Annotated in this window: 23 protein-coding genes; 20 read left to right on the forward strand and 3 right to left on the reverse strand. The window is 43.5% G+C overall.

Going from position 1 to position 22,921, the window contains the following annotated elements:
• The 20 genes from OCU46_RS04610 to OCU46_RS04705 all read left to right on the forward strand — a co-directional run bounded on the left by OCU46_RS04610 (position 1) and on the right by OCU46_RS04705 (position 18,893).
• Complete coding sequence (locus OCU46_RS04610) at positions 1-996, forward strand: SPOR domain-containing protein (protein WP_167495359.1); 996 nt, start codon at positions 1-3, stop codon at positions 994-996.
• Between the two features lie 36 nt (positions 997-1,032).
• Complete coding sequence (locus OCU46_RS04615) at positions 1,033-1,479, forward strand: TadE/TadG family type IV pilus assembly protein (RefSeq protein WP_244311388.1); 447 nt, start codon at positions 1,033-1,035, stop codon at positions 1,477-1,479.
• Complete coding sequence (gene tadF / locus OCU46_RS04620; RefSeq protein ID WP_141271077.1) at positions 1,469-1,981, forward strand: tight adherence pilus pseudopilin TadF; 513 nt, start codon at positions 1,469-1,471, stop codon at positions 1,979-1,981. Before OCU46_RS04615 ends, tadF begins: the two co-directional genes overlap by 11 nt.
• Before the next feature lie 26 nt (positions 1,982-2,007).
• Positions 2,008-3,504, forward strand: coding sequence for a pilus assembly protein TadG-related protein (locus OCU46_RS04625; RefSeq protein ID WP_337972453.1), 1,497 nt, complete (start codon positions 2,008-2,010; stop codon positions 3,502-3,504).
• 9 nt (positions 3,505-3,513) lie between these two features.
• Positions 3,514-4,149: an OmpA family protein gene (locus tag OCU46_RS04630; protein WP_141271079.1), complete on the forward strand. Its 636-nt coding sequence runs from the start codon at positions 3,514-3,516 to the stop codon at positions 4,147-4,149.
• A gap of 500 nt (positions 4,150-4,649) precedes the next feature.
• Positions 4,650-5,546 (forward strand): LysR family transcriptional regulator, encoded by an 897-nt coding sequence (locus OCU46_RS04635; protein WP_244311390.1) that lies wholly within the window; start codon positions 4,650-4,652, stop codon positions 5,544-5,546.
• Between the two features lie 347 nt (positions 5,547-5,893).
• Positions 5,894-6,919 carry a BamA/TamA family outer membrane protein gene (locus OCU46_RS04640; RefSeq protein ID WP_141271080.1) on the forward strand — a complete coding sequence of 342 codons (1,026 nt, stop codon included), beginning with the start codon at positions 5,894-5,896 and terminating at the stop codon, positions 6,917-6,919.
• Between the two features lie 2 nt (positions 6,920-6,921).
• Positions 6,922-7,866: a hypothetical protein gene (locus OCU46_RS04645; RefSeq protein WP_141271081.1), complete on the forward strand. Its 945-nt coding sequence runs from the start codon at positions 6,922-6,924 to the stop codon at positions 7,864-7,866.
• A 154-nt stretch (positions 7,867-8,020) separates the two neighbouring features.
• The gene (ccmA, locus tag OCU46_RS04650) at positions 8,021-8,638 is read left to right on the forward strand and encodes a cytochrome c biogenesis heme-transporting ATPase CcmA (protein ID WP_141271082.1); all 618 of its coding nucleotides are present in this window, start codon (positions 8,021-8,023) and stop codon (positions 8,636-8,638) included.
• Entirely contained in the window at positions 8,638-9,306 is a 669-nt protein-coding gene (gene ccmB, locus OCU46_RS04655; RefSeq protein ID WP_141271083.1) for a heme exporter protein CcmB, read from the forward strand. Before ccmA ends, ccmB begins: the two co-directional genes overlap by 1 nt.
• Before the next feature lie 28 nt (positions 9,307-9,334).
• A complete protein-coding gene (locus tag OCU46_RS04660; RefSeq protein WP_141271084.1) occupies positions 9,335-10,084 on the forward strand; it encodes a heme ABC transporter permease in 750 nt (249 codons plus the stop codon).
• Between the two features lie 3 nt (positions 10,085-10,087).
• Positions 10,088-10,294, forward strand: a complete 207-nt coding sequence (ccmD, locus tag OCU46_RS04665; protein ID WP_141271085.1) for a heme exporter protein CcmD — start codon at positions 10,088-10,090, stop codon at positions 10,292-10,294.
• Positions 10,291-10,776, forward strand: coding sequence for a cytochrome c maturation protein CcmE (ccmE, locus tag OCU46_RS04670; RefSeq protein ID WP_141271086.1), 486 nt, complete (start codon positions 10,291-10,293; stop codon positions 10,774-10,776). The genes ccmD and ccmE overlap by 4 nt, the downstream gene beginning before the upstream one ends.
• Positions 10,773-12,731 carry a heme lyase CcmF/NrfE family subunit gene (locus tag OCU46_RS04675; protein ID WP_141271087.1) on the forward strand — a complete coding sequence of 653 codons (1,959 nt, stop codon included), beginning with the start codon at positions 10,773-10,775 and terminating at the stop codon, positions 12,729-12,731. The genes ccmE and OCU46_RS04675 overlap by 4 nt, the downstream gene beginning before the upstream one ends.
• Positions 12,731-13,285 carry a DsbE family thiol:disulfide interchange protein gene (locus OCU46_RS04680; protein ID WP_141271088.1) on the forward strand — a complete coding sequence of 185 codons (555 nt, stop codon included), beginning with the start codon at positions 12,731-12,733 and terminating at the stop codon, positions 13,283-13,285. The genes OCU46_RS04675 and OCU46_RS04680 overlap by 1 nt, the downstream gene beginning before the upstream one ends.
• Complete coding sequence (locus OCU46_RS04685; protein ID WP_141271089.1) at positions 13,282-13,758, forward strand: cytochrome c-type biogenesis protein; 477 nt, start codon at positions 13,282-13,284, stop codon at positions 13,756-13,758. The genes OCU46_RS04680 and OCU46_RS04685 overlap by 4 nt, the downstream gene beginning before the upstream one ends.
• The gene (ccmI, locus tag OCU46_RS04690; RefSeq protein WP_141271090.1) at positions 13,758-14,978 is read left to right on the forward strand and encodes a c-type cytochrome biogenesis protein CcmI; all 1,221 of its coding nucleotides are present in this window, start codon (positions 13,758-13,760) and stop codon (positions 14,976-14,978) included. The genes OCU46_RS04685 and ccmI overlap by 1 nt, the downstream gene beginning before the upstream one ends.
• Positions 14,979-15,046: 68 nt before the next feature.
• Positions 15,047-15,784, forward strand: coding sequence for an MlaA family lipoprotein (locus tag OCU46_RS04695; RefSeq protein WP_141271091.1), 738 nt, complete (start codon positions 15,047-15,049; stop codon positions 15,782-15,784).
• 207 nt (positions 15,785-15,991) lie between these two features.
• Positions 15,992-18,127, forward strand: coding sequence for a metallophosphoesterase family protein (locus OCU46_RS04700; protein ID WP_141271092.1), 2,136 nt, complete (start codon positions 15,992-15,994; stop codon positions 18,125-18,127).
• A 79-nt stretch (positions 18,128-18,206) separates the two neighbouring features.
• Entirely contained in the window at positions 18,207-18,893 is a 687-nt protein-coding gene (locus OCU46_RS04705; RefSeq protein WP_141271093.1) for a DNA-3-methyladenine glycosylase I, read from the forward strand.
• A gap of 855 nt (positions 18,894-19,748) precedes the next feature.
• Here the strand turns inward: OCU46_RS04705 and OCU46_RS04710 are convergent.
• The 3 genes from OCU46_RS04710 to OCU46_RS04720 all read right to left on the reverse strand — a co-directional run bounded on the left by OCU46_RS04710 (position 19,749) and on the right by OCU46_RS04720 (position 22,577).
• Positions 19,749-20,996 carry an outer membrane protein transport protein gene (locus OCU46_RS04710; protein ID WP_141272131.1) on the reverse strand — a complete coding sequence of 416 codons (1,248 nt, stop codon included), beginning with the start codon at positions 20,994-20,996 and terminating at the stop codon, positions 19,749-19,751.
• A gap of 284 nt (positions 20,997-21,280) precedes the next feature.
• Positions 21,281-22,003, reverse strand: a complete 723-nt coding sequence (locus OCU46_RS04715; protein WP_141272132.1) for a DUF3379 family protein — start codon at positions 22,001-22,003, stop codon at positions 21,281-21,283.
• Entirely contained in the window at positions 21,996-22,577 is a 582-nt protein-coding gene (locus tag OCU46_RS04720) for a sigma-70 family RNA polymerase sigma factor (protein ID WP_017032484.1), read from the reverse strand. Before OCU46_RS04720 ends, OCU46_RS04715 begins: the two co-directional genes overlap by 8 nt.
• Between the last annotated feature and the right edge of the window lie 344 nt (positions 22,578-22,921).

A 22,921-nucleotide genomic window follows, 5' to 3' on the forward strand; every position in this document is an offset into this window, starting at 1 on the left:
TTGTTTTCTTTACTGATGATGGGATGTAGTTCAACAGAGAGCATTTCTGATCAGAATAAAGTTAACCAGCTGACTACAACAAAAAATTATAAAGCATTAATAGATATTTACAAAAGTAAAATCGTGAATGATCCATCTGACTGGGAATCTCAAATTAGATTGTCGCAAGCATACTTAGATTACAAAGATATAGAATCCGCCAATTTTTATATAGATAGGGTTCTTTTATTGTCAGGAAGTAATAGTGGTAAAGCATACTTTTTGAAAGGGGAGATTCTTTCAGAGCAGCTAAATTTCGAATCTGCTCTTGAGAAATATGAGATGGCAAAATACTATGGTTATAATAACGCGAAACTATATCTAAAAATGGGAGTTGCTAACGCTCAAATAAGACAATATGAAGAAGCAATAGATTTATTTAATCAGGCTAGATTGCGTGGATATGATGATAATACCATTAAAAATAACTTAGCTGTAGTACATCTTTATCAAGGTGAATATCAAAAATCAGTGAATATTCTTCAGCCAGTTTATGAAATTGACTCGACTGATAAGAAGATAGAATCAAATCTGAAAATTGCTCTCTCATTATTAGATGAATTGAATAGGAACTCTGATCCCAACTCGACATCTTTAGTTACGGGAGAATCAGATATAGATGATAGCTCGGTAAATGATATTGAATATAGTGAAATAACAGCTCAAGAATACTTCCTTTCACAAGAAAAGATAGAAAACATTAGTGCAGAGGAAGAAAATAAAAAATATTATGTTCAAGTGGGCTCTTACCCGACTTTTGAAGAGGCGTTAGAAAAAAGACAAGAGCTAGTTTCTACGGGACTAGAAGTTGATATCAGACAGTCTAAATTAAATAACTCAGAAACTTGGTTTAGGCTGTTAAACGGCGAATTTAACTCCTACCGACAGGCGCAGGGTTATGCTTTGAATAAGCAAGAACTTAATGGGCTTGAATATTTCATTCAAGTAATTAGGTGATCAATGAAACGGACTATTAATAGCGAGAGAGGGGTCGTGAGTATTGAATTTTCTCTTGGAGCTATCGCATTTTTCACTCTCATTATCGGAGTTTTTGAGATAGGCCGTTTTATATTTATTACTAACATGACGGAGTCTACGCTATCGGAGTCAACCCGTAAGGTACGAATTTATGAAGGTGAAAAGCTTGATACTAGCTACGAAAATAGATTAAACGAAGTTTTTAATGATAGTGATTCGCTGTGGAACTCGTTGGGAATTGTGGATGCAAAGCAGTTTTCGTTTCAAGCTAAGCCTTATCTAACCTTACAAGATGTAGCTTCTGAAACAGCAAGGGTCGGTTGTGAGCGCTGCCCATTGGTGGTTTATGAACTTAGCTACCACTATACACCGATGGTGATGGCAGACTGGTTTTGGAGTGGAAAAATCACGAGAAAGTTGCTTACTATTCAAGAGCACGAAGGGTGGGAAGATGAGGGTTAGAGTTCAAAGAGGTGCATTTGTTGTCGAGGCAGCACTTAGTATGACACTAATAGTTGTTATATTATTTTTTATCGCAGATCTTTCTCAAATATTACTCGCAAAGACACAAGCTAATCGTGTGAGCTACTCAATAACTACAGCTATGAAAGAGCGGTATCGGTTTTTCGATACAAGACATGATATATCACAAAGCGATTTTGAATTAGTTAGCTCAATAGCTGGGGGGCTGCTTGCAGATAATGGGACTTATAGTGATTATGGAATAGCAGTAGGTGGGTATACAGACAATGGTGTGCAGGAGTATTTTCGATCTTTTGAAAGCGGTGAGAGTTGCATACCACAGGAATCAATTTCAGAATTAGAGCATTTGCGTCCGGTCAGGGATGACGGTGTGGTGTTCCCTATATATCAAGTGACAGTATGCCTAAGGGTAGAAGGTTTCTCGGATGTGTTTCCAGGTATGAATTATGTGAGTTCATCTTCTGTGTTACCTGGTAGATAATGACAAGGGAGAATGTTATGAGAACTATGGAAAAACAGAAAGGAGTTGCAGCGATTGTAGTTGCTCTTTCGTTTTTAGCGGTCGGCGGGATGATTCAATTATCCGTTGAGGGTACTAGGATGATTCAGGAGCAACACCGATTGGCTGATGCTGCCGAGGCAGCAACTTTAGCTGTGGCTATTTCAAATAGAAAAAATAGTGAGGCTTCTGACGCATTAGCTAGAAGTTACCTAGAAACCTATATGCCTAATATTGATATAAATACAGTAAAAGTATTGAGGACAGAGGGAAATGAAGAAGTTGATGGAAATAAATTATATTATGTCCAGTACGAAGTAGAGGCAGACGCCTCTTTTGATAGTTGGTTCAATTTCTCCGATCATAGTTCTACAGAGCTTGAATCAAGACGAGTCGGCAATGATGCGATGGCTAGGACTCATATGTTGCCGTCAGATCTCGACTTGGTATTTGTGGCTGATTTTTCTGGCTCGATGAATAGTCCCTGGAATGGAAAAAGTCAACTACAGCATTTGAAAGATCAAGTAAATATTATTTCATCAGATTTGTTATCTAGCACAGCTACAAGTGCTGGTTATGCTCATAGGATAGGATTTGTCCCTTATAACTTAAGAACTCAGGAATCTATAAACGGAGATCGTCGTTGTATAACACAACTAGAGTATGAACCAATTGAAGTAACTACAAAATATCAATATTGGAATGGGTACCGTTGGGTTTGGAGAGATCAGGACCACCTAATTCCATTTGAGAGTATTGATTGGAAAACATGGGGTGAAAAGAGTTCTAGTGAGGTCAGAAATTGTGCTGATGAATCCAATTATTGTTCTGGTTTTATGACACAGCAAGAAGCGAAGGCTATTAGGAAGGTTTTTAGTAGTGCTGGTGGCAATTGGCCAGATGCGCACTCCTATGTTGATATAGATATTTCAGCGTTAAACTGGAACGTCAGTAAGATAAGTGCCGAGCATTTGCATCCAGTTTCAAGCAAATCAGGAAGTAATTTATTCTCAAATGGTATGTGTGGTGGTAGCGAGAATTTCTTTACTATCCCTCTCTCTCTTCAAAAACCTTCGATTGATAGTATGAGCGCCAGCGGAGGGACATCCGTGTATCAAGGTCTTATTCGGGGGGCACAGGTTCTAGCTGAAGGGCGATCAACAATAGGCGATACAGAACAACTTGAAAAGTATAATGAGCGTGCTCAAATGCTATTGATTCTGAGTGACGGAAAAGAAGATCCTTTTACTGAGACTTTTTCTGAGCTTGTGGAGAAGGGCTTGTGCACCAATATAAGACAACATTTTAGTGACCATGATAGCCCATTATACATAGGTGTAATTGGTATCAACTTTAACGCTTCAGGCCAAACTGGGTTTAAGAACTGCGCAGATGAAATCATAGACGTATCAAATAGCCAAGATCTTCTAGATAAAATCCAAGAGCTAATACAAAAAGGTGCCGCCACAAACGGTGTATCACGCCTCTATGACAAAAATTCTTAAGGGAGTAGTATGAGATTTAGTGTAGCCACATTAGTTTGCTTTAGTGTGGCTTCATTTCAGGTAACTGCAAATGAAGTCAACGCCACGATTGATCAGCTTTGTTCAACTGAACATATGCTTATAAAACATTCCGTCTCCATAGGTCAGGCGAATGCAGTTGCTAATAATAGAGCACAGCATTATCAAGTTCAGCCGTCATTGTCTGATGAACAAAAATCTAAGTTAACGACTAGTAACATCACACTTGGTGACGATTGCCTTGAATACTTGAGCAAGAAAGACGTTCTAGAAGTAGATTCAGATGGTGTCGTAGCTCGCGTTTATTTTAACTTTGACAAGAGCGAGCTCACGGAAACCTCTAAATTGACTTTAACCACGCTCGCCGAACGAATTCAGTCTCTCGGTGAGGTGCCAAATCTGAATGTAGTAGGGCATACGGACAATGTAGGCTCAGAAAATTATAACAAACAACTTGGCGAGTATAGAGCTGTATCGAGTAAGGTTTACTTGGTTGAATCAGGTGTTAAAAAAGAAATACTTTCGCCCCAGTCTGAAGGCTTTACCCAGCCAATGAAGGATAATCAAACAGAGGAAGGCCGAGCAGCAAATAGGAGAGTAGAAATCGTAGTCGCAGATCAATCATGAGTGCTTTCTTACCGTAGTTTTTAAGTGAACAGCCTTTTTGATTTAAATTTCTAACGCTTAATAATCACTCTATTTGCTGGCTTTTTTAGATATTAAAACGGCTCTAAGCCTATCCTATAAAATATTAGCTGAATCAAAATTAGTTTATAAAGATAAATTTAGTATCCATTTGGAACTAAAACTTGGTTGGAAAATGGCCATATTAGTTGACGCACTATTTGAAGTATCGATGTAGCAAGAATGTAAAGCGAGGCGTCTTTATTATCGTCGCGTGTTTTGAAGCATATTTTAATTTCAAATTGTTGATTCAGTTAACGTTTATGTAATAGCAATATCCTTTGAAAAATTGTATAAATAAGCCGATTGCTATTGATTTATCTTTTTTTGTTTTGTCAGCGTAAGGTAAATAATAAGAAAGCGAATAATAAACACTCAATTAGAGCAGGGAAAGTAACTGTGGGTGTTTATTGAACAAGTACATTTATTAGGTATAAATTTATATGATTGAAGCTATAGAGGCTTTTATATTAGCTGCAGAACATAATTCGTTCAGTATTGCCGCAAAAAAGCAGGGAAAGAGTCAGTCAGCGGTGAGCCAGCTAATTCAGAATCTGGAAGTAGATTTAGGTTATGAGTTGTTTACTCGTAGAGGGCGCTTTATTTCACTAAACGATAATGGTGATGCCTTACTCAAGAATGCGCGTTTAGTAAGGGCCCAGTATTCTCGCTTTATTCAACATGCAGAACAGTTAAAAACGAACCAAAAACAGCGTATAAACATCGGAATTGATCCTCTGCTTTGTCCTAAAAATATCACTCGGCTGATTCAACAATTTGAAGCAACCTTTTCTTCTGTCGAGGTGTATCTAATCTATCGTGACAGTGCGGGTTTGAATGAGTTATTGCTAGCTCGGGAGTTGGATATTGTGATTGGTGGAAGCGATAATTTCTTACCAGCGTCCGAATATCATACTGAAAGTGTTGGTTTGGCTGAAAATGTGTGGGTTACAACTGAGGAAGCGACACAACGCATCAATGCTGCTGAGCAGTTGTTTGAACTAAGTACTTATCGCTATCTGATACCACCTCAATTTGAGACAGAAGAGCTCAAGTGCATCACTAATATTGCATCGGTGTGGCGGGTAGATGATCTAGCGACCTTATACAAGATGTGTGAGTCTGGTTCTAATATTGCTTGTATTCCGCACAGTGCACTTTCTATGTTGTCTCAATATGAAACCCTGCGTGTTGTCAATTCCCGCTTACTACCAATCGTAAAGAAAGGCATATCACTAAGTTGGTATCTAGATACCCGCACTGTGCCATTTTGTCATTGGATTAGTCAGTCCCTGCAAAATCAAGCGACTCCGGGTTATCATTCCAGCGTTAAAATGTAGCGTTCGACAATTTAATAATAAGCGTTTGTATAGTTTCTACTTATGATAGAGCCCTCAAGCATTGTTTGAGGGTGCTATCATAATGTGCAATCGCTTAAGTTTCTTTTTTTGTAGATCGATTTCAATACTTGATTATGAAATCATATAATCTTCACGCATACCTGAAATGCAAACAGTTGATTAGGTGAATACCATCTCTGCTTTTAACATGGCTGTTTTGTCTGTGTTTCTGTATGCGTCGATGCTCACTCTCAGCTAAAGCACTCCTATCTCTATTCTTTTGCTATCCCTTGTTTTCTTGGCATTCAGTTGCTTCAAGTACTGAGTCTAAAGATCCCAATCGCCCAATGTTTTCTATTCTCGGCGGACCAGGTTATATGCCTGAAACAGGGTTAATGCTGGCCGTTGGTGGGTTGTTCTCGTTTAAAACAGAGGATGATGATGCCCTTCAGCGCTCTTCGATTACCTTGGTAGGCGTTGCCAACGAACTTGAAGGTGGCATTGGCTTTGGTGTTCGTTCAAAGCAGAAAGTCTTCTTTGCCGATGATAATATTCGTTACTTTGGGCATCTGGATGCGGGTCATCAAAATCTTTATTACTGGGGCATAGGCTATGAGGCGGGTACGTCTCAAAAGGCGAGTGATGACTTGCTGTTGGACCTTGAATTCGTCAAATACAACGCTGACCTTACCTTTAGAGTTTATGATCAGCTTTATATTGGGCCGATTCTGCGATTGAAATATTTTTCGCCAACGCAAGATAAGATCCCAGATTCTGCTTTACAAGACCCTAATTTTAATCGCTTTAAAGACTTACCTTTAAGCCTAGGCCTTGGCGCAGCAGTTCAGTGGGACAGCCGAGATGTGGCGGTTAATGCACGCCGTGGTCACTTCTTTAACCTTGAATACTCAAATTATTCTCCAGAGTGGGGTAGTGATTCACGGTACGAAAAAGCTCTTGCTGATTATCGCTTCTATATCACCCCAAGAATAGGGTCGACCTTTGCTTTCTTGAATCGAATCGAACTAAGCCAAGGTGATGTTCCTTATTATGATATGGCAACCCTCGGAGGGATGGATTTCATGCGAGGGACCTACCTCGGACACTTTCGAGACCTCAATGCCACAGAAAATACTGTGGAGTATCGTCATACCTTTAAAGATGGTGAGGGCTTAAGTCGGCATGGCGTGACGCTATGGCTTGGCGCAGGCTCCATTGGCGAACAAGCCAGTGATCTTTATCAAGATTGGGTTGTGACTTATGGAGTGGGTTATCGCTATGAGTTGCAGCCAAGGATGAATGTTCGGGCGGACTTGGGCTTCTCAAATCAAGATGAGATGGGATTTTACCTCACCTTTACTGAGGCGTTCTAAGTATGCGCCATTTAATCTGCCTAACGATTTTTTCTCTGTTTAGCACTATAGCGCTGGCTAACCCCGCTCGCGTTGATTTTCCCGACGAGCAAAAGCAAGAAAAATTGAATGAAAAGTACGACCGTATGTTGCCGTTTCATGCGCAGCAGGCTATTGATCTTGGTTACCACCTTCCACTGCCGTTTTCGTTGTCTTTGATTCCCAGTGTGGCGAAGCAAGGTTACGACATTCATTCCCTTGAAGTCTCTTATGGAGACAACAATCTAAGTGATAAGTACGACCTTTCTCAGGTGACGTGGGGAGATCCGGAGATTGAAAGCGCTACTTTGCAATTGAGAGCAGCAGCGTGGGTTTTGCCTAATTTACAGGTGGGCGTACATGGCGGTCGCTTTCGCGGGCGAACAGCGCTAAGTGTTGGGATACCGACATCGATATTTGAGCGTTTCTCAGAGCACTGTCAAACAGACCCAAGATTGGGTAGCGAACTGTGTGACAAGATAGGTGAGGTGATAGAAATACCTACATTTGAAATTGATGATATCAAAGGAACAAACTGGGGGTTTTCAGCTAATTTTGTCGGCCAGTTTGGTGGATTTACCTATGTGGTGCCGCTGAGTATGACCCAGTCGAAAACCGATGACGGTCGTACTACCGCTAAAACCGTGATGCTTAGCCCACGTATCGGTCAATTATTCCCAGTTGCGGGATATGGCGCTATCTATGGGTATGTGGGGGCGGCTTATATGAATACCGAAGGTCGTGTTGCTGAAAATGATGCTTTAGGGGTGGAAGGTTTAAGTTACTCTTTAGAGCAAAGTAGCTCGTCGCAATACGCCGGTGTGGTCGGTATGAACTGGAATTTTGCGAACTCATTTGGCACTAGCCTTGAGTTGGTAGCAGGCCCTGAACGAAATCTAGTAAACATGGTAATGACTTACTCATACTAAGGGCTTTAAGGGTTGAGAGTATGACCCGTTTCAAATCCTGACGACATACTTCACTTTTCTGTGAAGAAACGCTTACTAATTAATCGTTTACATTGGTTGGCCTTAATAAGCCTGTGTTACTATGCCAACTCTTTGGAATAGATACTGTCGGGCTATGCTGAAAGTAAATGGATTAACTGCAATACGCGATGAAAGAATTTTATTCGAGAGCCTGTCTTTTACTGTAGAGGCTGGAGATCTGGTTCAGATTGAAGGGCGTAACGGTACCGGTAAAACGACCCTGCTTCGAATTATTGCTGGTTTGGGTGATAAAGAAGCCGGTGATATTGCGTGGAAGAACGAATCCATTTTTTCAGACCGAGACAGTTTCCACCAAGATCTATTATTTTTGGGACATCAAACCGGTATCAAGCGCGACTTGAGTGCCTTTGAAAACCTGTCGTTTTATCTCAATATCAGTGGCCATTCCTATACCCATGATGAAGTTTGGCAGGCGCTAACCAAAGTTGGGCTTGCAGGACGAGAGGATGTTCCAGTAGCGCAACTGTCTGCGGGACAGCAACGCAGAGTCGCTTTGGCGAGACTGTGGCTAAGCAAGCACCCACTGTGGATCCTTGATGAGCCACTAACTGCGATAGACAAGCAAGGTGTGAAGGTGCTTGAACAGCTGTTTCTTCAGCATACTGAACAGGGAGGTATGGTGTTGTTGACTACCCACCAAGATATGTTTGAAAACAATAGTAAGCTTCGCAAGATAAGGTTGGGTCACTAATGTTTAAACATATGTGGGCCATTGTTCGTCGCGAGCTGTTGATTGCCTTTAGGCGTCGAGCCGATGTCTTTAACCCATTGTGGTTTTTTATCATCGTCATCACCCTTTTCCCATTAGGTATTGGCCCAGAGCCAAACCTGCTAATGCGTATTGCTCCCGGTATTGTATGGGTTGCAGCATTATTGGCGGCGCTTTTGTCTCTAGAAAGATTATTTCGCGATGATTATCAGGATGGGGCGCTTGAGCAGTTGATGCTTATGCCACTGCCGTTACCACTAGTCGTTATTTCTAAAGTAATCGCACACTGGATTTTGACCGGCTTACCTTTAATTCTCATTAGTCCTTTGTTGGCGGTTCTATTGAGTCTAACTTGGGAGTCTTGGAGTGCGGTATTGATTACCTTATTGCTTGGCACCCCGACATTAAGCTTTTTGGGGGCAATTGGCGTTGCATTGACTGTCGGTCTACAAAAAGGCGGTGTTTTGCTCAGTCTTTTGATCTTACCCCTGTATATTCCGGTACTAATTTTTGCTACCTCTGCAATCGATTCTGCAGGGCTAGGCGTTGCATACAACGGACAAATCGCAATTTTAGCGGCTATGTTAGTGGGCTCGATAACATTAACACCATTCGCAACTAGCGCAGCATTGCGCGTATCGGTAAATTAACCTTAATTTTCTCAGAGAGTAAAACAACATGTGGAAGTGGCTCCATCCATACGCAAAACCTGAAGCAACTTACAATCTATGCGGAACCCTGCAACCTTGGTTTACGGCGTTAGCTGTAATTTGTCTTACTGTGGGAACGGCGTGGGGACTGGCTTTCGCGCCAAGTGATTATCAACAAGGCGACAGCTTCAGGATCATCTACATTCACGTGCCTTCGGCGATTTGGTCAATGGGCGCTTACATGTCGATGGCGATCGCCGCTTTTATTGGCTTAGTATGGCAACTGCGATTAGCCAGCATTGCAGCCTCTGCGATGGCACCGATTGGCGCAGTGTTTACCTTTATCGCGCTAGTAACAGGCGCAATTTGGGGTAAGCCTATGTGGGGCACGTGGTGGGTATGGGATGCGCGTCTGACCTCTGAGTTGGTACTTCTATTTCTCTACTTGGGTGTGATTGCACTTTATCATGCCTTTGACGACCAAAAGACAGCAGCTAAAGCTGCCGGTTTGCTTGCAGTGGTAGGCGTTATCAACTTACCAATTATTCACTTCTCTGTGGAATGGTGGAATACGCTTCATCAAGGGGCAACTATTACCAAATTTGAAAAACCATCAATTTCCAATGATATGTTATGGCCATTATTGCTCAACATCTTCGGCTTTGCCTTCTTCTTTGGCTCAGTGACCATGACTCGTTTTAGAACCGCGATTCTGCAAAAAGAGGGACATAGACCTTGGGTGCAGGAACTCGCAAAACGTACTTTTGCTAAAGGGTAACGCATGCATTTTGATTCCCTGTCGGACTTATTTTATATGGGAGGTTACGCCTCCTACGTTTGGGGTGCTTTTGCCATCACATTTGGCGCCCTAGGTTTGATTTTTCTATTCAGTCGTTTAGACAGCAAAGCGACGTTAAAAGAGGTTAAAAATCGGATGGATCGCCAAGCACGTATCGATGCGGCTAAGAATATGGAGAACACATTATGAATCCTAGACGTAAAAAGAGAATGGGCTTAATTGTCGCTCTGTTGGTTGGTTTGGGCGCAACGGTAGGCTTGATGCTGTATGCACTAAATCAGAATATGGATTTGTTCTATACGCCGACTGAGATCGTAAACGGTAAGAGTAACGGTGAGAAACCAGAAATCGGACAGCGCCTTCGAATTGGCGGAATGGTTGTAGCAGGCACCGTATCTCGTGATTCTGAATCATTACGAGTCTCTTTTGATGTTGCCGATGTCGGTCCTGCTGTGACGGTAACTTATGATGGCATTTTGCCTGACTTGTTCCGTGAAGGGCAGGGCATCGTAGCCCAAGGCGTTTTGACGGATAGTCATACTGTTGAAGCTTTTGAAGTATTAGCGAAGCACGATGAAGAATACATGCCACCCGAGGTTGCTGAAGCAATGAAAGTGGTTCACGAGCCTCTTGAGTATACTCAAGAACAAAAACAAGGAAGCGCTCAATGATTGCTGAGTTAGGGCATTTTGCTCTCATCGTTTCACTCGCTCTAGCGGTGTTGTTGAGTGTGTTGCCTCTGTGGGGCGCCTCAAAAAACAATGCGCTATTGATGAACACTTCAAGACCTTTGTCTTGGGGCATGTTTATCCTGCTGGCGATATCATTTTATATCTTGTGTTGGTCTTTCTACCACAACGATTTTACGCTTCAATATGTAGCGAATAACTCCAATAGTGCATTGCCTTGGTACTACCGCATTACCGCTGTTTGGGGAGCGCATGAAGGCTCACTACTACTTTGGGTACTGATACAAGCAGCTTGGACAGTTGCCGTTGCTACTTTCAGCAAGGGAATGCCTCAAGAATCTGTTGCTCGCGTGCTTGCGGTAATGGGTCTCATAACCGTGGGCTTCTTGCTGTTTATTATCGTAACTTCGAATCCATTTGATAGGACCCTGCCTTATTTCCCTGTAGATGGTCGCGATCTTAACCCACTACTTCAAGACCCTGGCTTGATTATCCATCCGCCAATGTTGTACATGGGTTATGTAGGCTTCTCGGTTGCATTCTCTTTTGCGATTGCTTCTTTGATGACAGGTCGACTTGATACCGCATGGGCGCGCTGGTCAAGACCTTGGACAATTGCAGCATGGTCATTTTTGACGGTCGGTATTGCTCTTGGTTCTTGGTGGGCATATTACGAACTTGGCTGGGGCGGCTGGTGGTTCTGGGATCCCGTAGAGAATGCTTCGTTTATGCCTTGGCTAGCGGGTACAGCATTGATGCACTCATTAGCAGTGACTGAAAAACGCGGCACCTTCAAAGCTTGGACTGTGTTACTGGCGATCTCTGCGTTCTCTTTGAGTTTGCTCGGCACATTTTTGGTTCGTTCAGGCATCTTGGTCTCCGTACACGCATTTGCGTCTGACCCCTCTCGAGGCATGTTCATCCTTGGCTTCCTAGTCTTTGTTATCGGTGGCTCGTTGTTACTGTTTGCTCTAAAAGGGTCTTCGGTGCGAGTGCGAGGTAATTTTGATCTCGTATCCCGCGAGAACGCGCTACTTGCAAACAACGTGCTATTGGTTGCTGCTCTGGTTGTGGTGCTTGTGGGTACGTTATTGCCGCTAGTACATAAACAGATTGGTCTGGGCTCGGTCTCGATTGGCGCTCCGTTCTTCAACACCTTGTTCACTTGGCTGATGGTGCCGTTTGCCTTCCTGTTAGGTATTGGACCCTTGATACGCTGGAAGCGTGACAGTATCGCAAACTTTACGAAACCTATCGTGATTAGTGGGGTTATCTCGCTAGCGTTGGGCGCGGCAATGGTGATGATATTGGGCGAGAGCTTTACTGGCCTTGCATACCTTGGCTGGGTGATGGCGCTGTGGATCATCTGTCTGCACTCATTCGAGCTTTACACGCGAGCGACACACCGTCACTCATTTGCAAAGGGTATCACTAAGCTACCTCGCAACCACTGGGCGATGATGTCTGCTCATATTGGTTTAGCAGTGACAGTGATTGGTATTGCTATGGTGCAAAACTATAGCATTGAGCGCGATGTGCGCCTTGCTCCTGGTGATAACTTCGAGATTCAGGGTTATAACTTCTACTTTGATAAGGTGCGTGATAACGATGGCCCTAACTACGATGGTTATATCGCAGACTTTGACGTCACTAAAGACGGTAAGCACATCAATACACTTCACGCAGAGAAGCGTTTCTACACAACCGCTCGCTCTATGATGACGGAAGCCGCTATTGATGCGGGTGTTACTCGTGATTTGTATATAGCGATGGGTGAAAAACTTGATGATGGCGTCTCTTGGGCTGTGCGTATCTACTATAAACCCTTCGTTCGTTGGATTTGGGCAGGTAGCCTGTTAATGGCTATTGGCGGTGCTATCGCAATCAGTGATAGACGCTACCGCTTTCGTAACAAAGCGGTGAAAAAGGAGTCGTAATGAATAAGAAAGTATTATTTGTACCTCTAGTTTTGTTTATGGTTCTAGCAATGGTGTTTGCTACCCAGCTAACGCGAAACGCAGGGGGCGATGACCCGACTAAGCTCGAATCCGTGCTGATTGGAAAACAAGTGCCAGTGTTTAAGCTTGAAGACTTGGAAACAGAAGGCTTGCAGCACGATCAGGCCATTTTTACCGGTCAGCCTTTGCTCCTTAATGTTTGGGCAACTTGGTGTCCTACCTGTTATGCCGAGCACCAGTACCTTAATGAATTGTCCGCCCAAGGCGTGAAAATCATTGGCTTGAACTATAAAGATGACCGCGCTAAAGCCATCAAATGGCTTCGTGAGCTTGGCAATCCTTATATGGTTAGTCTATTTGATGGCAGAGGAATGCTCGGGCTTGATTTAGGGGTTTATGGTGCGCCAGAAACCTTCTTGATTGATGCTAATGGCGTGATTCGCTATCGCCATGTGGGTGATGTGAATGCGACAAACTGGCGTGAGAAACTAGGCCCTATGTATCAAGAGATGCTTGATGAGGTGAAATCATGAAAAAGTGGTTAATTGCCTTAGTTGCTTCAATGATGATGAGTATGACGGCATTTGCCGTTATTGAGATTCACGAATTTGACTCTCCAGAGCAAGAGAAGCAGTTTCACGAGCTAAATCAAACGCTTCGTTGCCCTAAATGTCAAAACAACACCATTGGTGACTCTAATGCGGAACTTGCCCTCGATCTTCGTGAGAAAGTGTACGAGATGACCAAAGAGGGTAAGTCCAAGCAAGAGATTGTGGATTATATGGTGGCACGTTACGGTAACTTTGTGACTTATCAGCCACCGTTCACCGCAGCCACGGCAATTTTATGGCTTGGGCCACTGTGTGTCGTATTAATTGGTTTTGGCTTCATTCTCACCAGAAGTCGACGTAAACCAGCCAAGGCTGCAAAGAGCACACCACTCAGTGCAGAAGAGCAGCAACGCCTTGATGCATTGCTTAAAGAAGACAATGGAGACAACAAATAATGACGTTGTTTTGGATTTCGACCTTACTTATTGTCCTCTTTTCGGCGGCACTAATTGTAATTCCACTGATTCGTAAAAAAGCGATTAACGATGCTGAGCGTCGCGATGAACTGAACAAAGCGATATTTAAAGAACGTGTTGCTGAGCTTGGCGTTGAAGATGAAGAAGGTATCGTGGTTGATAAAGACGAGCTGATCGTCGATTTGAAGCAAGCACTGCTTGATGATATTCCTGAAGATCAGCAGTTAGCATCAACCAAACTGGCTTCTCCAGTGCTCGTTGCAGTGGTGTCTGCTGCACTTCTATTAGGCGTTTCTTATGGCTTTTATGCAAAGTTCGGCGCGATAAATGACGTCAAACACTGGCAAGAGGTGAGTGCAAACTTACCCGCTCTGAGCAAAAAGCTAATGGATGCCAACGGGCAACCAATGAGTGAGGATGAGCTGAAAGACCTTACATTGGCATTAAGAACCAGCCTGCATAAAAACAGTGATGATGCGACTGGCTGGCTTTTATTGGGTCGTATTGGACTTGCAAACCGTGATATCCAAACCGCGATTGGCGCAATGGAACGAGCCCGTAAGCTAGAGCCTGAGAGCCCTGATATTCAGTTAGGTCTTGCTCAAGCTCTAACGCTATCTGGTGATGAAGTTGATCAGCTTGAAGCAGAGCGTCTTCTTCATGACTTGCTGCGCAGAGACTATGTCGACCTTCGTGTGTTCTCATTACTTGCCTTTAGTGCATTTGAGAAACAAGACTATGCAGGCGCAATTCGCTACTGGCGAACTATGCAGCAGCTTATTGGCCCTGATGATAGCCGTTATGAGATGCTCGAGCGAAGCATTAATAGTGCTCAGCGTAGCTTAGGTACAGAAGGTGAAGCAGCCCCTGGTTTAGTGCGTATTGGTGTTTCACTATCGGATGATGTGGCGCTACCAGAGCAAGGCGTGTTGATTGTATCTGTTCACAGAGCTGATGGTTCACCAATGCCTGTTGCTGCGGCCCGCTATGGCTTAGGTACCTTCCCGCGAATGATCATGATGGATGATGGTAACAGCATGATAGAAGGTCAAAACCTGTCCGATCTAGATGAGTTCATTGTACGAGCACGCATTGATACTGATGGTAATGTCTCAACCAAAGGTGGAGACTGGTATGGTGAGAGCGAAGTGACTGTTAAAGGGGAAGATGTTAATTTAGTCATTAATAGTCAATACTAGTTATTGAGGGTGCAAAGGGGCTGCCTTTGCACCTAACGCTTTGAATCGACAGGGAACGGATCTCCTATATGAGTCGAACTTGGATCTTGATTGTCACATTGATGATAGGCTGTGCTTCTAATCCTGAAGGGGAGGATGTCTCTCATTCTAATGATCCATTTGAAGGCTTCAACCGCACCATGTGGGATTTCAATTATGACATCCTTGATCCCTACTTCGTTCGACCAGTTTCACTTGCCTATACTGGCTATACCCCAGGTTTTATTCGAACCGGCATTAGTAACTTCCTTGCGCATCTAGACGAACCCTCAAGTGTGGTAAACAACCTATTGATGGGCAACGGCACTTTAGCGCTCAATCATTTCAATCGTTTCTGGATCAATACGACCTTTGGTGTTGTTGGACTTTACGATGCCGCTTCACATGGCGGTATTGCAAAAGAAGATAATCGAGCGTTCAGTGATGTTCTTGGTAAATGGGGACTAGGAAGCGGTTGGTACTTTATGTTTCCTGGCTATGGCCCCTATACGCTGCGTGAAGTGGGGGATTTTGCTGATGGTCTTTACCCAACGCTATCTTACCTAAATATATGGGCTAGCTTTGGTAAGTGGGTATTTGAAGGAATGGAAACTCGTTCTGCATTGGTGGCGCAAGAAGAGTTACTCAACAACTCGCCAGATCCATATGCGCTATCTAGAGATGCCTACCTACAGCGTCGCGCTTATAAGGCAGATGTTGCTGACAACGAAGCTGTTGATGAGGAGGAGGAAGACTTTTTAGATGACTATTTGGATGAGGAGTTTTAGTCTCTTTTATCGTTTATATAGAGAGTTATCTTAAACTAATACAACCCAGGAAATCGGGTAGTTAACTGTAACTATATGATTTTAAATGGTTATGCTTTTTACGTTCCGTTACAGCCTGTCATTCTACTGCAATAAAAATTCACCAAATTTGTCATTTAACTCACTTAGTCTCTCATGGTTTTTTAACAAATACCTATTGGAGAAAGCATGAGATTAAAGCTAAGTGCTCTGGCCGTTGCCAGTGCTGTTTTTCTAGCTGGTTGTAATGACAGTTCAAACGATACGCAAGATAAAGATCAGCCGCCAGTGGAAGTATCTGGTGTCAAAATTGCCTTTATGCCTGATATCCACTTCCATGATGTGTACGGTGATTTTAAAGATGGTTCGTTTGACGGCCTCTACAATAGTGTTACTGGCGAGGGTGCTACGATTCGCACCATGCAGTCTCAGATGGAATCAACGCGTCTTTTTAACGAAAACTATTTTGCGATGATCGCCGCTCTAGATGATGTAGTAGCACGTGGTATCAAGCACGTTGCACTGCCAGGTGACTTTAGTGATGACGGCCAACCTGTGCACATGCGTGGCTTGGTAGAGATCTTTGATCACTACGCTGAAAAATATGACTTAGAATTCTTTGCAGCTCCAGGTAACCACGATCCAACACGCCCATTCAGCATTCCAAACGGCAAGCGCGACTATCTTGGTGAAGGCGGCAAGGAGCAACGTATCTATAGCCGAGGCTCTAACGGTTGTGACGGTTATTCTGGTGATTGGACACTGATTCACGGTGAGTGGGACTTGCCACAAATCTGTACTGAAGAGGTGCAAGAGTGGGGCTATAAGGAAATCATGGATATCCTAGCACCACATGGCTTCCACCCAACACCTGAGCATTTCTATTTTGAAACGCCATACTCATCTCAGGGCGCACGCGATAACTATCGATATGAAACCGCGTATATAGAATCAAAATTTGAGAATCGCTTCTTTGAAATTTGTCATGAAGGTACTGGTGGCGATTACAAGAAAGAAGACTACACATCATGTTCAATGGTTCCAGATACGACCTATCTAGTTGAGCCTATTGAAGGTGTTTGGTTGATGGCAATCGATGCCAACGTGTATCAGCCGAAGGCAGGTACTGCAGATAACTCTCAAAATGGCAATGATTTCGAGGGTTCTAGTAACGCTGGTTACAACATGATGTTGACTCATAAAGAGCATGTCATTGAGTGGATGGCAGATACTGTTCAAGCGGCAAAAGAGCAAAACAAGGTGCTTATCTCGTTTAGCCACTTCCCGATGACCGATTTCTACAATGGCGCTTCAGAAGAGATTGAAGATATCTTTGGTGAAGGTAACTTCCAGCTTAAGCGCGTACCAGAAGATGATACGTCGAAAGCTCTGGCACAAACAGGTCTAGGCATCCACGTGGGTGGCCATATGCACTTCAATGATACTGGCAAAAAGCAGTACAACATTGGTGGTGAAACCTACACCTTGTTTAACATTCAAGCACCGTCTCTAGCGGGCTATATTCCTGCTTATAAGGTTCTTGAAATTCTTCCTCAGGGCCAAGTTGAAGTAGAAACCGTTATTATCGAAGAGGTTCCACGCTTTAACGAGCTATTTGAGCACTATGCTGAAGAGCACGCTCACCTAACTGCGATGGGCAAAGAGGATGCTTGGACTCGTGAGATCCTAGACTCTAAAGACTATTATGAGCTAACAGATTGGCATATCAAGGAACTAACTCGACTTCGTTTCTTGCCTAATGAGTGGCCACAAGACCTGAAAAACATGCTGTTTAATATGGATGGCAAGCAGATGCTTATCCTATCTCAGCTAGAAACCGATATTACGGTTTGTCAGCTAAAGGCGGCATTAGATATCCCATGTACAGATGCATTTGCTAACGAAGATCTGGACAAGTTCCTGCAAGATTGGACTAAAGCAAAGGAGAAGGCGACAGTTCTTGCTAATCAGCATGGTATGAGCCTGATGTCTTTCGCTGAGTGGGACGGTACTGAATTAGCGACTGACTTCTATCGTCTGCGTAATGCTGATGAGCTAGCGTTCCGTGATATCAAACAATCACGTCTTCCACAGTACAAGCTGCTTAGTGATGAGCTGTCAGAGATGGACAACGAGATTCGTTTGCCAGCGGGCTCTGAAGGTCATACACCGGTAGGTCAGGTATTCAAGGTGCGCTTTGGTACACTGTTCTACATCCTTGACCGTTTCGCAACGGGTGAGGCAAGTGATCACTTCCTGATTGATACTGAACTGGGCGAAATTATCGACCTGAAGAAGGTAGCAGACCGCGAAGCGATGCTGTAATTTAAACAAAAATACCGAGGGCGAAATCAACGGGTTTGATTTCGCCCTTTTTTGTTTCTGACATTGCTAGGTTTTGTTTATGCATCTCGAAAAATTCTCTGATATCTACCAGCGTGCCGCCAAGCGCAAGGGAGGAAGTGCCCAACTCGAAGCGCGGCTTTCTGTTCCGTTCTCCGCAGAGGAAATAGCGCAAATTCCTGATGATCGCTGGCTGTCTATTTTTAGTTTGAAGGTGTTTCAGTCGGGAATGTCATGGAAGGTAGTTAGAGATAAGTGGCCTAATTTTGAAGAGCTATTTTTTGGCTTTAAACCTGAGCTACTTTTGATGCTATCTGACGAGCATTGGGAAATGAAGGCGAGAGATCCGAAAATTATTCGTCATTTTGGCAAGGTACTGACCATCAAAACCAATGCTGAGATGTTGATGGATGCAAGATTAACGCATGGCTCATTCGCCAAGATGGTAGCGCAATGGCCATCAGAAAACATTACAGGCCTATGGGACCACCTGAAAAGGCATGGAGCGAGGCTAGGCGGCAATACGGGCCCTTACACATTGCGTCAGATGGGCGTAGATACCTTCATTTTATCTTCAGATGTGGAAAGTTACCTGCGAAATTACGGCATTATTGATGGCGGGCGTGATACGAAAAAATCGAGAGCTGCCGCCAATAATGCGTTCTGTCACTGGCAACAAGAATCCGATAGAAGCCTGAGCGAGATAAGTCAGATTATCGCGTTTAGTTGTGGGGATAATAGGGTTTAAGAACCTAGAAGAAGAAACTAGGTTCCATCGGGTGACCTCTACGTCATCGCGGAATTTGCAGCGCAAATATCCGTAATCTTGGAGAGCGCCTTAGTCAAGCTTTGTGCTCACTAATATCCTAGATATTTACTGTGTAAATTCTAGGATGACGATTGGTGTTCAGTTTTGGTCTTCTATTGTCACAGTAGAAGGTACTTTCCTCACGTCAAGTCGCACTACACTGCGTAATTACGGAATTTGCAGCGCAAATATCCGTAATCTTGGAGCGTGCCTTAGCCAAACTATGTGCTCACTAAGATCCTAGATATTTACTGCGTAAATTCTAGGATGACGATTGGTGTACAGTTTTGGTCTTCGATTGTCATAGTAGAAGGTACTTTCCCCACGCCTAGTCGCACTGCAGTCCGTCATTGCGGAATTTGCAGCGCAAATATCCGTAATCTTGGGGAGTGCCATAGCCAAGCTTTGTGCTCACTAAGATCCTAGATATTTACAGCGTAAATTCTAGGGTGACGATTGGTGTGCAGTTTTGGTCTTCGATTTTCATAGTAGGAGGTACTTTCCTCACGCCTAGTCACACTGAACTCCGTCATTGCGGAATTTGCAGCGCAAATATCCGTAATCTTGGGGAGTGCCATAGCCAAGCTTTGTGCTCACTAAGATCCTAGATATTTACAGCGTAAATTCTAGGATGACGATTGGTGTGCAGTTTTGGTCTTCGATTGTCATAGTAGAAGACACGTTCCTCGCGTCAAACAACACTGCGCCATTTAAACAAAACTGCGCCATTTAAACAAAAAAGGTGCTGAACCTGAGTTCAACACCTTTATTAGTTATGTATCAGTCAGGCTTAGCTTAGAAGCTGTGGCTGTACTGAAGACCAACTAGGATTGCGTCTGCACGAGTTGTCGCAAGTACCGCGCCACCTTCCTCTGATACTGCTTCATCAGAGCCAATTAGGTAGGTAATACCAAAGTCCATGTTTGAATCATCGCTGAAGTGGTATGTTGCACCCGCAGAAATCCAGTTACGGTCTGAATCAGGTACTGAGATAGAAGTGATCTCGTCTTGGGCACTAGTATCATGCATGTAACCTGTACGTAGAGTTACTTTGTCGTTCAAGTACCACGTACCACCGATTGCGAAGTGCCAGCCATCTTGCCATTCATATGGTTTTGAGTAAGTACCATCTGGGATACCAGCAAGCGAGCGAGTAGGATCTAGGTTTTCGAAGTCGATCTTGTCGAATGCACTCCAACCAATCCACTGTACTGAGTAGTGTACTGCGAATGCTGTCTCGTTTATACGATGGTAACCAGAGAACTCAGCCATGTCAGGTAGAGGAAGCGTTAATTTTTGTCCATGATCATCTTCAGCTTCGATTTCTGGGCTGTAACGATATGAGAGACCGAAACGGTTATTTTCATTCAACTCATAAACAGTACCGACATTGAACCCAACGCCCCAACCATCAGCATCTTGAATGTTTACAAGTTGAACTGCTGGTGGCAAGTTTAGCTCTTGAGCTCCGCGGCGGATAGTTCCTTTACCGTAGATGATGTCTAGACCGGCACCGAAACTCCATTGTTCATTTAGGCGATAAGAACCAGATAGACCAATGTTCATACTTAGTATGTCAGTTTCGCCACCAAATGCTGAATTGTTCCAATAGTCACTACCAGAAAAATCAGTGCTTGTACCAAAGTTAGAGTAAGCATTAACACCCCAGGCAAACTTATCGTTCACAGGAACGATTAAGTGAATGTTTGGCGCAATAGATGTACCGCCAACATCGTCATAGCCCGGAAGAGGCACGTAGCCGCCTGCATCTTGGCTAAAGCCTTGAGCATCTTTAACCGAAATATCAGTAATAATCGCTTCGAAACCAAGAGACAAAGAAGTTTTATCAAAAAGGGCCATTGTCGCTGGGTTACGAGCCATAGAAGACGCGTTATCTGCGATTACTGCGTCACCTGCAAATGCACGACCAATACCTGTCGCTGATTGTGCGTTAAGTTGAAAGCCTGCAGCGTGCGCCTGAGAAGTGGTCGCAGCAACTGCAACTGCAAGTAGAGAGCGTTTAAGAATACGCGTCTTATTCATGAATAATTTCCTTATGGTTTTACGCCAAAATCCTAGCGTATCAACCGGTCTTGAATGTCGAAGTCGGCTGATACTATTGATTATTATAAAATTAACAACTCAGACCACTACCTAAAATGGCTAAATTGTTTAGTTTTGCGAGCAAGATGGTGCAATATCTCTGTAATATCGCAATTCTTAGAGTTATTGCTCTAAATCAATTATTGATAAGAAAAATAGGTCAGAAATGATAACCCCTTAACAATTATGAACTGTAAGGGGTTGAAATTATTGAGGTATTATATTTATGAAATGGGTGATATGATGCTTGCTAACCGCTCGGCAACACTTGCAACATCCTCGTCACTGTCGCCAACGAGTATCATAGAAGCAGTACCAATGGGAACTACAGTGCCGGACATCTGGTTTTCACTAAAGTTCACTGCATGATCTGAGCTGATATTGGTAATAAATAGGGTAATTCGCCCTTTTTCACCCTGGAAAACCATGTGCAATGCGTTACTTTCACCAAAGCCACAGTGATTCAGGTAGTACACGTGGTACGGAAAACTCTCACTAAACTGATACGCAAACGGCGTTAGCTTGGTATTGATTTGGCTAGAGTCAACCTGCTCATCGAGCTTGTCAGTAAATGGGCTTTCAGTAATCACATGTTGCACGGCTTCATCGGCAAGACTGGCATGAGCAGCAGGCACTATATTTGGTGACCAATTTAGCTGTCCAATCATAATCCCAGCAGCAAATGCGACAGAGGCGGCAACCGCTAGGCTACGTTTGGCAAAGTTTGGGCGCACCACGTTATCTTCAGTACTCTGATTAAACAAAATCTTATCAGCCAAACTCTCTGGCACATCGACACGCATTGCCTGTTCTATTCTTGCGTCAAGATTTAACACGTCATCGGCAAACTTGGCATTGTTGTCATTGTTTGCGATGGCGCTGAGTAGATCTTCGTCTCGCGCTTTCGGGTCAGACATGATGCGGCGGCGAAATTCTAAATCATCCATTTTGCCTCCCCTGATTTGAAGTTGATGAATCGAGTAATTCTTTAAGTTGGTTTCTAGCCCTAAAAAGTCGAGTCATCACAGTGTTTTTATTTAGGTCTAATATGTCGCCGATCTCTTCTCCGCTGAATCCACCAACTACTTGGAGGAATAACGGTTCCCTATATTCGAGGTCAAGGCGCATTATCTGAGCTTGAAGCCACTCACTTTGATGAAAGCCGTCGTCGCTACTGTGGCCTTCGTTGCCTGGATCATCGATATCAACAAGATCGAGTTGCTTTCTTTCGAAGCGTCGAGCATTCTCTCGTCGAAGTATTGTGATGAGCCATGACTTAGCAGCTTTGTCATCTTGCAAAGAGTCCAGTGCCTTCCACGCTCTTAAACAGGTTTCTTGTACAAGATCTTCCGCAACGGAGCGATCTTTACACAACCAGTATGCATAGCGAAATAGGTCTCGATGATAAGCGCGAACGAGCGCTTCGTATTTTCTTTGTTTATCCATATTAGAGTCGACCGGAGAGGTCGAACTTTTCTTTCGAGATTTTTCTTTTTTGTCGAAAATCCGTAGTATTGCCACACAACCTCCTTGGTTTATGCGCGCTTGTTACATTCACTGTAACTATAACAGTGAAAAAATTGATCTACTTCAAAGAATGAATGCTCAGTTTCCCTATAGTACACTCGGTCATCTGGTGAACATATAGTTGCAAACATACCGTTGCATATTGTAAACCCACTCAAGTGACAGTTTCCTTTTAGGCTGACTTCAATCTCTCACTTAACCTTTTGCCTTTTGGCTATTCACCATTTTTTAGTGAGATTTGATGATACAGTGAGTAGTACACTGTATTAACAGTACTTTATAACCGCACCCTAGGGTGCGGTTTTTTTTTGCTTAAGATCTAGTTTGCTCATTTTATG

This window comes from Vibrio comitans, from assembly GCA_024346835.1.
Lineage (GTDB): Bacteria > Pseudomonadota > Gammaproteobacteria > Enterobacterales > Vibrionaceae > Vibrio > Vibrio comitans.

Excerpts from the sequence above, each read along its gene's own strand:
- OCU46_RS04710 (WP_141272131.1), bottom strand. The coding sequence starts at position 20,996 with ATGAATAAGACGCGTATTCTTAAACGCTCTCTACTTGCAGTTGCAGTT.
- ccmE (WP_141271086.1), top strand. The coding sequence starts at position 10,291 with ATGAATCCTAGACGTAAAAAGAGAATGGGCTTAATTGTCGCTCTGTTG.
- OCU46_RS04625 (WP_337972453.1), top strand. The coding sequence starts at position 2,008 with ATGGAAAAACAGAAAGGAGTTGCAGCGATTGTAGTTGCTCTTTCGTTT.
- OCU46_RS04705 (WP_141271093.1), top strand. The coding sequence starts at position 18,207 with ATGCATCTCGAAAAATTCTCTGATATCTACCAGCGTGCCGCCAAGCGC.
- OCU46_RS04630 (WP_141271079.1), top strand. The coding sequence starts at position 3,514 with ATGAGATTTAGTGTAGCCACATTAGTTTGCTTTAGTGTGGCTTCATTT.
- ccmB (WP_141271083.1), top strand. The coding sequence starts at position 8,638 with ATGTTTAAACATATGTGGGCCATTGTTCGTCGCGAGCTGTTGATTGCC.
- ccmI (WP_141271090.1), top strand. The coding sequence starts at position 13,758 with ATGACGTTGTTTTGGATTTCGACCTTACTTATTGTCCTCTTTTCGGCG.
- OCU46_RS04680 (WP_141271088.1), top strand. The coding sequence starts at position 12,731 with ATGAATAAGAAAGTATTATTTGTACCTCTAGTTTTGTTTATGGTTCTA.
- tadF (WP_141271077.1), top strand. The coding sequence starts at position 1,469 with ATGAGGGTTAGAGTTCAAAGAGGTGCATTTGTTGTCGAGGCAGCACTT.
- OCU46_RS04700 (WP_141271092.1), top strand. The coding sequence starts at position 15,992 with ATGAGATTAAAGCTAAGTGCTCTGGCCGTTGCCAGTGCTGTTTTTCTA.
- OCU46_RS04645 (WP_141271081.1), top strand. The coding sequence starts at position 6,922 with ATGCGCCATTTAATCTGCCTAACGATTTTTTCTCTGTTTAGCACTATA.
- OCU46_RS04715 (WP_141272132.1), bottom strand. The coding sequence starts at position 22,003 with ATGGATGATTTAGAATTTCGCCGCCGCATCATGTCTGACCCGAAAGCG.
- OCU46_RS04660 (WP_141271084.1), top strand. The coding sequence starts at position 9,335 with ATGTGGAAGTGGCTCCATCCATACGCAAAACCTGAAGCAACTTACAAT.
- OCU46_RS04685 (WP_141271089.1), top strand. The coding sequence starts at position 13,282 with ATGAAAAAGTGGTTAATTGCCTTAGTTGCTTCAATGATGATGAGTATG.
- ccmD (WP_141271085.1), top strand. The coding sequence starts at position 10,088 with ATGCATTTTGATTCCCTGTCGGACTTATTTTATATGGGAGGTTACGCC.
- ccmA (WP_141271082.1), top strand. The coding sequence starts at position 8,021 with ATGCTGAAAGTAAATGGATTAACTGCAATACGCGATGAAAGAATTTTA.
- OCU46_RS04635 (WP_244311390.1), top strand. The coding sequence starts at position 4,650 with ATGATTGAAGCTATAGAGGCTTTTATATTAGCTGCAGAACATAATTCG.
- OCU46_RS04695 (WP_141271091.1), top strand. The coding sequence starts at position 15,047 with ATGAGTCGAACTTGGATCTTGATTGTCACATTGATGATAGGCTGTGCT.
- OCU46_RS04675 (WP_141271087.1), top strand. The coding sequence starts at position 10,773 with ATGATTGCTGAGTTAGGGCATTTTGCTCTCATCGTTTCACTCGCTCTA.
- OCU46_RS04640 (WP_141271080.1), top strand. The coding sequence starts at position 5,894 with ATGTTTTCTATTCTCGGCGGACCAGGTTATATGCCTGAAACAGGGTTA.